The organism is Globicatella sp. HMSC072A10, assembly GCF_001811625.1.
In the GTDB taxonomy this organism is placed as follows: Bacteria; Bacillota; Bacilli; order Lactobacillales; family Aerococcaceae; genus Globicatella; species Globicatella sanguinis.
On the sequence record NZ_KV805784.1, the window covers coordinates 1 to 12797 of the forward strand.

11 protein-coding genes are annotated in these 12797 nt (G+C 35.0%); 1 reads left to right on the plus strand and 10 read right to left on the minus strand.

From position 1 onward, the window contains the following. Positions 1-256: 256 nt before the first annotated feature. The 3 genes from HMPREF2811_RS08280 to HMPREF2811_RS08290 form a co-directional block, all read right to left on the minus strand. On the minus strand, positions 257-1027 hold the full coding sequence (locus HMPREF2811_RS08280; RefSeq protein WP_071408920.1) for a MurR/RpiR family transcriptional regulator: 771 nt from the start codon (positions 1025-1027) through the stop codon (positions 257-259). Positions 1028-1106: 79 nt separating this feature from the next. Next, the gene (locus tag HMPREF2811_RS08285; protein ID WP_071408921.1) at positions 1107-2444 is read right to left on the minus strand and encodes a 6-phospho-alpha-glucosidase; all 1338 of its coding nucleotides are present in this window, start codon (positions 2442-2444) and stop codon (positions 1107-1109) included. Between the two features lie 24 nt (positions 2445-2468). Beyond that, positions 2469-4034, minus strand: coding sequence for a PTS transporter subunit EIIC (locus HMPREF2811_RS08290; RefSeq protein ID WP_071408922.1), 1566 nt, complete (start codon positions 4032-4034; stop codon positions 2469-2471). A gap of 369 nt (positions 4035-4403) precedes the next feature. On the opposite strand from HMPREF2811_RS08290, the gene HMPREF2811_RS08295 reads away from it, so the two are divergent. Next, positions 4404-4835, plus strand: coding sequence for a hypothetical protein (locus tag HMPREF2811_RS08295; protein ID WP_071408923.1), 432 nt, complete (start codon positions 4404-4406; stop codon positions 4833-4835). Positions 4836-5372: 537 nt separating this feature from the next. Here HMPREF2811_RS08295 and HMPREF2811_RS11950 read toward each other — a convergent pair. The 7 genes from HMPREF2811_RS11950 to HMPREF2811_RS08325 form a co-directional block, all read right to left on the minus strand. Next, the gene (locus tag HMPREF2811_RS11950) at positions 5373-5504 is read right to left on the minus strand and encodes a LacI family DNA-binding transcriptional regulator (protein ID WP_084802072.1); all 132 of its coding nucleotides are present in this window, start codon (positions 5502-5504) and stop codon (positions 5373-5375) included. A 254-nt stretch (positions 5505-5758) separates the two neighbouring features. Beyond that, positions 5759-7450 carry an arginine--tRNA ligase gene (argS, locus tag HMPREF2811_RS08300; RefSeq protein ID WP_071408924.1) on the minus strand — a complete coding sequence of 564 codons (1692 nt, stop codon included), beginning with the start codon at positions 7448-7450 and terminating at the stop codon, positions 5759-5761. Between the two features lie 433 nt (positions 7451-7883). Further along, entirely contained in the window at positions 7884-8693 is an 810-nt protein-coding gene (gene phnE, locus HMPREF2811_RS08305) for a phosphonate ABC transporter, permease protein PhnE (RefSeq protein ID WP_071408925.1), read from the minus strand. A gap of 10 nt (positions 8694-8703) precedes the next feature. Continuing rightward, the gene (phnE, locus tag HMPREF2811_RS08310) at positions 8704-9531 is read right to left on the minus strand and encodes a phosphonate ABC transporter, permease protein PhnE (RefSeq protein ID WP_071408926.1); all 828 of its coding nucleotides are present in this window, start codon (positions 9529-9531) and stop codon (positions 8704-8706) included. Further along, the gene (gene phnC / locus HMPREF2811_RS08315; RefSeq protein ID WP_071408927.1) at positions 9531-10289 is read right to left on the minus strand and encodes a phosphonate ABC transporter ATP-binding protein; all 759 of its coding nucleotides are present in this window, start codon (positions 10287-10289) and stop codon (positions 9531-9533) included. The genes phnE (HMPREF2811_RS08310) and phnC overlap by 1 nt, the downstream gene beginning before the upstream one ends. A gap of 482 nt (positions 10290-10771) precedes the next feature. Beyond that, positions 10772-11752 (minus strand): phosphate acetyltransferase, encoded by a 981-nt coding sequence (gene pta / locus HMPREF2811_RS08320; protein ID WP_210386566.1) that lies wholly within the window; start codon positions 11750-11752, stop codon positions 10772-10774. A gap of 128 nt (positions 11753-11880) precedes the next feature. After that, positions 11881-12357: an S-ribosylhomocysteine lyase gene (locus tag HMPREF2811_RS08325; RefSeq protein WP_246829834.1), complete on the minus strand. Its 477-nt coding sequence runs from the start codon at positions 12355-12357 to the stop codon at positions 11881-11883. Between the last annotated feature and the right edge of the window lie 440 nt (positions 12358-12797).

Below are 12797 nucleotides of genomic sequence, written 5' to 3' on the forward strand. Positions count from 1 at the left end.
AATCAAAGACAAAGAAAACCGCTTAATTAGAATAAAACGGTCGTTCAACACAATTGCGTTGAACGACCAAAAAATTCCGTGACCCACACCATTTGACAAAGAGCCACTTTTTTCCTTATTCTCTACTGTATTTATAACAACATAGAAAGCGATTTGGATATTAACAACTACGCAATCAAAATTTAGGTGAAGCCGTTATTTCAACCCGAATAAAAAAACGACGAATACATCGTCGTTTCATAAGATAAATAATTGTTTAAGAGGATTCTTTGCGTTTATAATCCATATATCCAAAAGCAAAAGCTTCAATTAAAACAAAAAACGAAGAGGCTGTCTGTAGCCACCAATCTTTAGGTAAGGGACTCCGACTAGTTGTAGCATACAAGTTAAAATCTGATTTTCCAGATAACCAATTATTCTGTAAACTGGTAATTGAGACAATTTTGCTTTTAACAAGTTCTAATTGATGAATGATAGATTCTAACCGATTATTTTCTCCAGATAATGATAAAACAAAAACGATATCTTTTTCAGTTAGTCTCTCAAGGATTCTTCTGAACTCGTTGGAGCCACCATTTCCAGGAATGATTTGCAGAGGTTTACCAATCAAAAGAAATAATCGTTGTAATTCCGCTGCCTGATTTTTTTGTGTAATCCCTGTTGTAATGACGTAGATATTATCTACAGAATCAATAATTTGATAAATTGGGAGCCAGTTGCGGTCTTTCAAGATGTTTAATAAATGTTCTATGTCTTTAATTACTTGATTAGTAAAAGTTATTTGCTCATCAAAGCGTTCTTCATGATCTTGCCATTTAATGAAATTTCTAAGTTCGGTGAATCCAGTAAACCCTAATTTCTGTGAAAAGCGTATAACTGAAGACTTTGAGGATAAACTATTTCTAGCAAATTCAAGTATACTCATAGTTGGAATTATATCGATATTTTCCATGATATAATTACACATTAATAACTCTGTTTCGTTTAAATCAGCATAATGTTCGTTTACTAAATCTGTAAAGCGCATAATAGTACTCATCCTATCTCAAATAAAATTCTTATAATATCTTATCCATTTTTATAACATACTTTCAGATAGAAGACTATTAACTTAATGTTGGCCACCACTCTTGATTTGCTTCAATTAGCTCATCTAAAATTTGTTTTGCGACTTTAGCTGAAGGAACTGTTTTTGATAGAGTCAATGCTTGCCATAATTTTTGATAAGATTTTTGTTCATAAGCATCTACTACTAATTTTTCAACTGCTACTTGTTGTTCAATCATTCCTTTTTGGAAATGAGGAATTTTACCCATACATAGTGGTTCATAACCACGTTTACTTACAATACAAGGCACTTCAACCATCGCATCATCATCTAAATTAGCAATTGCTCCGTCATTTTTTACAATTAATAGCATACGTTCGTAGGTATTGTAAGCTAATGCTGCTGCTAAATGTACAATAAACTCTGCATGTTCGCCAGCTTCAATAGTAGTATCTTTTGCTGATTGATTGTCTGCGACCCTCTTGCATTCAGCAAATACATTTTTTTCACGATTATCCATTACTTCATTTGCCCGAGTATAATCAGGATTGGCATGAGAAACTACATAATCGGAGTATAAGTAGTATTTTAAGTACGTATTAGGTACAGTTTCAGGATCAATTGCATAAACATCTTTCGCTTTTTGGAAAGTATCCATCCAGCTGGCTTCTTCAAGTAAAGGATTACCTTCCTCAGCAGCAGAAGCATACCCATATTTTTGTACATGCTCTTTTAATCTTGGCATTAAATCATTGCCCTCTTTGTCATACATTTCAGTCCACCAGCCGAAATGATTTAATCCATAATATCGGTCAACAATTTCAAGTTCACTATCGAGCCCAAGAATATCAGCAATTGATTTCTTAATAGCTACAGGCATATCACAAATATTAATGATTTTTGCATTTGGTCGCATACGACGTGTTGCTTCAGCAACGATTGCAGCTGGATTTGAATAGTTTAACATCCAAGCATTTGGGGAATATTTTTCCATATAGTCAATCAGCTCAATGACTCCCGGAATAGAACGCATTCCATAGGCCATTCCACCAGGGCCACAAGTTTCTTGTCCTACAACACCATATTTTAAAGGAATTTTTTCATCTTTTTCTCGCATACTTAATCCACCTACTCGGATATGAGCCATGACAAAATCAATATCTGTAAATGCTTCTTCGGGATCGGTTGTTGCAATAAATTCAATTTCTGGGGCTCTTTCTTTTACAATCACTTCGCAAGCTTTGGCAACAATCTCCTGACGTTTCTGATCATTATCGTAAAACTTTAATGTGCGTAAAGGGAATTTATCTTGATTTTCAATTAACATCATAACAATTCCCGCAGTATAAGTACTTCCGCCTCCTGCGATAACGACTGATTGTTTTTTTCTTTCCATATTTAATCCACTCCTTGATTCATATTATTCTGTAATTCCTAAGACATCGCATACTTCTTCTTTGAAAGTTTGTACATCCATACCAATAACAACTTGAATATTTTTTCCATTTTCAACGATCCCTTTTTGTTGAGAAACTTTTTCTAATATCCCTTTTTCAACTTTGTTTTCGTCTTTTACAGTAACTCTTAATCTTGTAAAACAATTTGTTACATGTTCAATGTTATTTGGACCACCTAATCCATCAATGACTAAAGCAACGTCATTAGAATTTAACAATTCTGATTGACTATTTTCTTCTACTTCTGAGGTAGTTATAACATTATCTTCAGCGGCTAATTCTAAATTCTCTCTGCCAGGAGTTTTAATATCTAATTTTCTAATCAAGAAAACAAAGATTACGAACCAAATGACACTCATAATAATTCCTACGATAATCACAATATAAAACTTGGTTACACTTGGACTAAATGCTGAATTTGATACAATGGTGTCTATCAATCCATAGAGCATATATGTCCTTGCGCCTAATGCCCATAAAAGTGTTTCTGAGATAGCAGTTAATACGCTATGAACGAACCATAGTAGAGGCGAAACAAATAAGAAGGAGAAATCTAAAGGTTCGGTGATACCTGCTACCGATGCAACAAACATTGAAGGTAAAATCATCCCTTTTACTTCATCTTTTCTTTCTTTTTTCGCACAGTAGATGATTGCTAAAGCAACTGCAATCGAACCAAATATTTTTACAAAACCGAATGTTGCAAATCTTAAAGAGGGATCTAAGGTAGTAATTGTGCTAGCATTAGCCATTTGCGCATAAAAAATGTTTGCTGCACCACTATATACTTGCCCATTGATTTCTGCTGTACCGCCAAGTGCGGTAAAACAAAACGGCATCCATAATAGGTGATGAAGACCAGTAGGGACTAAGAAGCGATTTCCGAATGAGTACACGAATACGCCAATTAACCCTGTTGTTAAAATAAAGCCAGATAGTGATGAAATCAATCCATTGACAATTGGCCAAATATAACACATTATTACTGCTAAAATTAAAATGACAGGAATAAGTAACATGAACGTAAAGCGAGATTCACCATAAATACTTAAGAAATCAACAAATTTTTTATCTGAAAATTTATTGTGGAAGTAACCAACTATACAACCAATAATTATTCCTAAAAATACATTCATATCAACAACTTGAAAACCTAAAACCATTCCTTGCCCTGTCCCAAATAATCCCATTTCTCCTGGATTAGCGATTTGATTCGTTAGAATTAACCATGCATTATTCGCTGCTAGAAAAAAAAGAAATGAAATCAAAGCGATGAGGGAGGCTTCAACCTTTTTCTTGTTAGCTAAAGAAGAAGCGATACCTATACAAAAAATTAATGATAAATTATTCAACATGCTATCCATCATGGTTTTTATCAATGTGCCAAATGTTTGTAGAAAACTAGGCATAAATTGAAGCTGTAAAATAACTGAAAAAGCTAAGAATAAACCCATAACAGCCATGAATTTTACAGGAACGATAACAGATCGAGAAAATTTTTGCATTTGTTGACTAACATTTTCTTTCATCAAAACAACCTCCTTATTTACATCTTTTAGATACGTATCTAAAAAGTATTTTATCATTATAGTAAACCGTTTACAACGCATCAGATAGAGCATGGACTTAAGTCCATACTCTGAAACCAAATTGATGTAACGAACTTGAATTACTAGCAAGAGTTTGGTTTCAAATGGAGGACTTAAGATTGTCTTTGTGAGTTGTCGCATGTCTAAAAGATTCATTGAGTAGTTAAGCCTTACCCTAAGCATACAACAAAGAGACAAACGAAACATATTTTACTTTTGTTTGTTTGCTTTGTGTTATCATTATTGAAAAAGCTATATGCATCAATGTTTTAGGTTGACAAAACAAGACAAAAATATAGATAAAAAGGGATGACAAACAAAAATAACGATAAACTTTTGACTGTTTCAGAAGTGGCAGATAAGCTAAACCTTACTCCACAAGCGATAAGATACCGTATCAATAAGCTAAAACTCGAGACAAACACACAAAATAGAGTTTTAGTGCTGAACGAGACTCAATTTAAGCAAGTAAAAGAGTATGGGGTTGAGGATAATAGTAATAATCACGATAATAAATATAAATCCAGAACTGAAAAAGACAAGTATGTTGATGAGTTGATAGCTAGTCAACGCAATGAGATAGCTAACCTAAGGGAGCGATTAATTGACCTATCATCACAAAATAAAAAGCTTATGGATCTGTTGGAACATGAACAGGAGTTACGAGCAATTGAGCAGCAGGTCTTAATTGAGCATAGGGAAACTAAATCTAGTTTTTGGTCGAGATTTTTCAGACGATAAAACTAAGATTTTATTTTCTGAAAAAAATGCTTGAATTTTGGTTTTCGTGTTAGTTTTAATTTAGGAGTATGGCTCAATCATTGCAATCTCATCTAGTTGGGGGTTTCGTAATGGGATAGTTTGATAAGCATTTAAAAAGTGGGGGGTAGTATCTACTATCACACTTATTTCTTTGAATTTAAGGGGTATAGTGCCTGTTTTCACTCTACACGATAATTTTTTTCTGAAAGCAGTCAAAAAACGTCATTAAGCCTTATAGATTAAGGGCAATTGCACTGTTTAGCACACTTTTTTAAATTAAGTTTTATAGACGTAAAGCCTTATGATATATGGGGTTTTCGCACTTTTGTAAATTATAAGTTATTAATCAGGTTATAGCTGGTTATTAAGTATAATAGAATCTATTCTATATTAGTTTAATACCACAATTAAGTTATCAAAGCGTTGATATATCAACGTTATTACAAACTTAAGAGGTGGAATAAATGCAAAATTGCACACATGAATTTGACCCGAACGAGAGGGTCAATGAACATTCTAATCAAAAATCATGACATTTGAAACGGTTGTCGTACTCACATTCGCTAATTTCGCTATATCTTTGATAGTGATCTTCACTTTGTCACACCCCTTCCAAATTTTTCGGTTTAACGTTAAACCTTTTGGCATAAAATATAGCACTTAATAAAAATTAAGTACTTGTTCGATTTACGTTTAACGTTAAACGTAAACTTTCAATTGTATGTTAACGGTTTCTTTTGTGCTTGTCAATAGTTTTTCTAAATTTATTTAAAAGCACTTACAAAATTGATAAAAAATGATGTAAGAAAACGAAAGCATAATGATCTCGCTTCTTACATCACTAATTTTTGTTAATTATCTTTTCTATTGAAACTATCGTAATGGGTTCGTTAGCCCTTCGATTACATTTCTTCCGGAGATGCAATCCCTAATAAGTTTAAGGCATCTTTAATCACAATAGTCGTTGCTTTAACTAAGGCCATACGTGCTGGTCTTTGCGCATCATCATCTAATAAACGTGTATTACCGTAATACTTATTAAATAATTGTGCTAATTGAACAGCGTATTTAGCAATAACAGAAGGCTCATATTTTTCCATCGCCTGCGTTACGACTTGAGGGTATGCTAATAACTTTTTAGCCACTTCCCAACTGTAGTCATCTTCTAATTGATAATCAATATCCGCATCGATCGCTTGACCATATTTACGCATTAAGCTCATCGCTCTGGCATAAGTATATTGCACATATGGACCTGTTTCCCCTTCAAATTGAACGATTTCTTCTAATTTAAAGTCAAAGCTATTCATGCGGTCTGTCTTCAAGTCATGGAATACAACCGCCCCAACCCCAACTTCTTTAGCAACTGCTTCTTTATTCGCTAATGTCGGATTTTTCTCATTAATTTGTTGGAAGGCTAAATTTATCGCATCATTTAACACAACTTCTAATAAGATGATTTTACCTTTACGTGTTGATAATTTCTTACCGTTTAAAGTGATTAAGCCAAATGGTACATGAATCATATCTTCAGCCCAGTCACGTCCCATGCGTTTTAATACAGCACGTAATTGTTTAAAGTGACCTGACTGCTCATTACCAACGACATAAACATTCTTAGCAAAACCATAAGTATCTTTACGATATTGTGCCGCAGCTAAGTCGCGGGTTGCGTATAATGTGGCTCCATCAGACTTTTTAATTAAGGCTGGTGGTAAATCTTCCTCTTCCAATTTTACAATTGTGGCTCCATTATCAACGGTCGTAATCCCTTTTTCTTCTAATTCATCAATAATCGGTTGCATTTTATCGTTGTAAAAAGCTTCACCATTATAAGAGTCAAAGGTAATTCCCAATAAACCATAAACTTTGTTAAATTCTTTTAATGATTCATCTTTAAACCAAGTCCATAAACGAATCATTTCTTCGTCACCATCTTCTAAAGCTTTAAAAGCGGCACGTGCTTGTTCTTCAAGTTCTGGTCTTGTTTCTGCTGCTTCATGGAAATCTACATATAATTTTACCAATTCTTTCACAGGATCCGCTTCAATTACCTTATCGTCGCCCCACATTTTATAGGCAACGATTAATTTACCAAATTGCGTTCCCCAATCTCCTAAGTGATTAATACGAATAGGTTGATAGTTGGTTTTTTTCGCAATATTAGCAATCGCATTACCTATAACGGTTGAACGTAAATGCCCCATGGACATTGGTTTGGCAATATTAGGTGAAGACATGTCGACTGTCATTGTTGCGCCTTTACCTAAATCGACTGCACCATATTGTTCCCCTTTTTCGATAACGTCTTTAACAATCTCAAAAGCAGTGGCTGAACGTTTTAAACGAATATTAATATAAGGTCCTACTGCCTCAACGGTTTGAAAAGCTGAAGTGTCCATTTGTGCCACAATGTCTTGAGCAATTTGTGGGGGGGCTTTTCTTAAAACTCTTGCTAATGTGAAAACAGGAAAAGCCAAATCTCCCATTGATGAATCTTTCGGGATTTCAATTAACGCTTTTACTTCATCGACTGTTAAATGTTCTGCTAAGACTTGTTGTAATTTTTCGGCAAATAATAATTTATTATCCATTTTTTCCTCCTAAATAGATTAAAAAACCTCTAACAATGCCAAAATTAACATCGTTAGAGGCGAGTATTTATTAAAATATCGCGGTACCACTCTAATTCCACTATCAAATAGTGCTCTTCTAGTTGTTAACGAAGTCTGGCTCCGAATTAGACAGTTAATCTAATTAAACTAGAAGTGCGGTTCGTTTTTGTGAAATCATTGGCTCTCAACAACCCAACTTGCTGTATCTTTCATTTAAAAACTACTCTCTTCTAGAGTTTGCTCTAAACCTAAAAGTATTTTACCAAAGACTAGAATATTTGTCTACATAAAGCTGAAAGTCATTGCGACGATAAAACTTAGCTTGCTAGTATCCTATAGAACACATATTATTTAGTGCTAAATGCAAATGACGACATCGCTAAGTCTATTACCATCATGCTGAAGTGCGAACTTAACCCCTCGCTAAGCGTTCACGGATGCGGTTAGATAAGTATTCAACAATTAAAATTAAAACTACTAAACCAATTAAGATAGAGCCGACTTCATTCCAACGATAAGCGGACATTGCAAAAACCAATGGCGCTCCGATACCACCCGCACCAACTAACCCTAAGATTGTTGCATCACGTAGGTTCATATCAAAACGAAAAATCAACGTTGATAGTAAGCTTGAGCCCAATTGCGGTAAAATGCCACAACGGATTTTTTCAAACGTATTACATCCTGAAGCTTCCATTGCTTCTAAAATATTTGTATCGATATCATCTATTGTTTCGTTGAATAATTTAGTTAACATCCCAATTGAAGTCACTGATAAAGTCATTAAACCAGCAAACGCTCCTGGTCCTGTCACACGAATAAACATTAAACCATATACAAAACTGGGTATCGTACGAATCGCCACGACGAATAAACGTACAATCACCACGATTGGCATTGGCATAATCTTTTGTGACGCGAGAAACGCAATAGGCAGTGAGAAGACTGCTCCTACTAAAGTTCCTAGAAAAGCAATGGCCATGGTTTCTAATAATAAATAAGGTACTGATTGTTTAGTTAAATTAAACAAAATTTCGGTATTGGGTGAAAAAATCCCTTTAATAATATTAGCAGCGATAGAGCTCCCATTTTTAGTTACAGAAACTTCACCTACGGTGGTAGAAGACCAAATTAATAAAGCAACCACTAATATCGCCCAAAAATATTGTGCTGCGCGACTACGATCTCTACTCTCATACATTTCATTAATACGATCGATCATCTTGGCCCTCCTATGATAATTTCTTACGTAAGTAGCCACTAATAAATTCAATAATCGCTACTGTAATAAATAAACAAAGTAAAATCATCCCGACATTTTGGTATTCACGCCAAGAAAGGTTTTCATTTAAAATAATCCCAATCCCACCTGCACCAACATATCCTAAGATGGCTGCATGACGAACATTTCCTTCGAAAGTATACAAACTGGTTGATAAATAAGATGGTAAAATTTGCGGTTGAATGGCTGCCACAAAGCTCTTAATTTTATTGGCTCCAGCCGCTTCCATCGCTTCATAAGGTAACATATCAACTGTTTCGATTGTTTCATACAATTGTTTTCCTACGAATGAGAAAGTAAAGAGCGCAATCGCTAATGTCCCTGAGAAGGTTCCTAGACCGAAAATGTACGTTAAGATTAATGCAGATACTAAAGTCGGCATGGTACGAATCATACTGAGGATAAATTTCATAATACCCGATAATACTTTGTTATGGGTTAAGTTAATGGAAGCTACCATCGCAAAAGGAATCGCCAAAAAGGCTCCGATAACAGTCCCTAATACTGACATCTTAATCGTATCCACTAAAGGTCCGATAACCCCTTGATAAAAACTCCAATTAGGGGGTACCATCCGTCCTAAAATAACAAAGAATTGTTGTCCACGTTTCATTAACGTCGACAAATTAAAACCTGTTAATTGCACTGAATAATACATTGCGATTAACACCAAAATCACCACGAAAGGCGCTATTGAGCGAGGCTTTTTAACTACTTTTCCGTTCGCTAAGGTGATTTCTTTAGGAGGTAAAATATTATCTCTTAAAGATTTAACCATTAGTTACCACCCATTTCTTCCGTTTGGCCTTTATAGATTAAATTCAATATTTCCGCATCTACATTGCTTGATGGTCCGTCATAAACAACTTCTCCATCACGAATCCCAATGATACGATCACAAAACTCTAATGCAAGCTCGACATGGTGAATATTAATCAAAACAGTAATATCAAACTCTTGATTAATACGTTGAAAGTCTTTCATCACCACATTAGCCGTCACTGGGTCCAATGCTGCAACAGGTTCGTCCGCTAAAATAATACTTGGATTTTGTGCTAAAGTACGCGCTAAAGCAACACGCTGTTGTTGACCACCAGATAATTGGTCTACACGTGTATAAGCTTTATCTAAAATACCCACACGGTCCAATGCTTCCAAAGCTTTTAATTCTTCTTCTTTTTTATAATGGCCCACTAAAACACGCCAAAACGGAATATCCGGCACTAAAGCATTTAGTACATTCGTAATAACTTTGGCACGTGTTACTAAGTTAAATGATTGGAAGATCATCCCAATTTGACGTCTAAATTTACGTAGACTATCACCTTTTAACGTCGCTACTTCAACACCATTTACAGTTAAATTTCCTTCGCTAATAGGATGCATTTTATTGATTGTTCGAATTAAAGTTGACTTGCCGGCACCAGACAATCCGATTATCCCAACAAACTCACCTTGTTCGATTTTCAAGTTAATATCTTTTAGTGCCGTAACACCATTATCATAACGTTTATAAACGTTTTTGAATTCAATCATTCTAGAACCTCTTTCTTTATTTCACTTTCTCTATTGTACCGAATTTATCTTCTTTTTTAAAGTAGTTTTTACCTTTTCATTCAATCTTTACATGAAGTTAATTTAGCTGAATACTGTTTGACCAATGATAACTTTTAAATGTAAATCATATAAGTTAAATGATCGTTTACTACAATGCAAAGCGGGCAGCCAAAACAAAATTCTTCTAACTTTTAAACTTTATTGTTCACTTCTATTGAACGACTATTAAAACTAACAAAAATACCATGCATAATCATCATTACACATGGTATCTAATATTAAACTTTACCTATCGCCTTGATTCATGATAGGTCGTTCATTGTGATTGCGACTCCCGTCTTTAACAAATACTGATGTATTTGTTAAAGACGGGAGTCGGCTACAAGGAGATAGAGACGAAGCGAAAAGTTATCTACTTCTACTTTCCCAACTTGTAATACTTTTTTTAGGAAATCGATTCATTAAACCAATGTTTGATTAGCGGTAATGATCGATACTTTATAAACATCTTCTTCTACACATCCACGTGATAAGTCAGATACAGGTTTGTTTAAACCTTGTAAGATTGGCCCAACCGCTTGGTAATTTCCTAAACGTTGCGCAATCTTATAACCGATGTTACCTGATTGGATTTCAGGGAAGATATAAATCGTTGCTTGACCTGCTACTTTTGATTCAGGTGCTTTTTGATCGGCTACAACAGTTGAATAAGCAGCATCAAATTGTAATTCACCATCTAATTCTAATTCTGGTGCTAACTCATGAGCAATGCGTGTCGCTTCGACAACTTTATCGACATCTTCAGATTTAGCTGAACCTTTAGTTGAGAAACTTAACATCGCCACACGAGGGTCAATGCCGAAGATTTTAGCCGTGTTAGCAGATTCAACAGCAATTTCAGCTAATGCTTGTGCGTCTGGATTAATGTTGATAGCACAGTCAGCAAAAACTAATTTTTGTCCATCCATTTGCGGTGGAATCATGACAAACGCACCACTGGTACGGCTCACACCTGGTTTTGTTTTAATAATTTGTAAAGCTGGACGAACGGTATCACCTGTTGAGTAAACAGCACCACAAACTAGCGCATCCGCCTGTTCCATTTGCACTAACATTGTACCAAAATATGCTCTATCTAATAAGATAGTGCGCGCTTGTTCTTCTGTTGCTTTCCCTTTACGAACTTTGACAAATTCATCAACCATTGCATCAAATTCATCATAGTGATTAGGGTCTATAATGGTTAAACCATCAATATTCCACAAATTCTTTTTAGCTAAAGCTTGAACTTCTGTAGGTTCACCTAATAATATCGGTTCAACTAAATTATCTGACTTTAGGCGGACCGCTGCACCTAATACACGTGCATCATCAGCTTCTGGGAATACAATTCGAATGCCTTTACCTTCGATTTTATGACTTAGTTCTGCAAACATATCCATGTTTTTACTCGCCTCCAAAATTTTTGCTGAACATTTGATTGTTTCATAACCAAATAGTTCTCTGACTACTATGTTACACTTTTTATAGCAAATAATAAACCCTTTTCATAAGTTTTACGCATTATTAATTAATAACTATAGGTAAAATCCTCATGTTGACGGATGACGTCAACATATTTTTTCGCATAATAGCGTGCCATTGGTAAATTTTGGTCTAAATAATTACCGCAATCACGAGCGCTGGCTCCTGGAATTTCACCTTCATAATTGGCAATAAATTCAAAACAACGTAATAATAAATCTTTCACCGCTTCAGGTGCCACCTGTTCTGTTAAGATTAAATAAAAGCCAGTACGGCACCCCATTGGGCCAAAATAAATCACTTCTTGTTTATATTGGGCATCATTACGTAAAAAAGTTGCGGCTAAATGTTCAATGGTATGAATTTCAGCAGTATTCATCACCGGTTCAAAATTTGGTGCTGTAAATCTTAAATCATAAGATTTTAAAGTAGTCCCACCTACTTGGTCCTCTCTTGATAAATAAATACCCGGTTTTAAATTTAAATGATCGACTGTAAAGCTAGGAATCTTTTCCATTTCCATCATCTCGTCCTCCTCTTGCATTATATTCTTGAATATTATAACAAACTCTTGTTTATTTATATACTATTTCGCTAGACTACCGGTACTACATCAAAAAAACAGTTGGCTAGGCATAAACTTGATATATTTAGTCAAGTGTATTGTTCTTTAATCAATAGCGCAGGGGTTGAGTGGTCTCAAACTGCGTCTTAAGCTAGCTGAGAACAAGCTTCAAAAATCCAGTCAAGTGATTGCTCGGTATTTACAAGCGCAGGGGTTGAGTGGCCTCAACCTTCGTCTTAATGTGGTTTGGGATAAAGTTGATAAATTCAATCGAGTTATTGCTCAATAATTAGAGCGCGGGGGTAGGCCGACGAAGCGAAAATCATTAGATTTTCTATTTCTGGCCTACTCAACTGTGCGGGGGGGCCAACGAAGCGAAAATCATTCAATTTTCTACT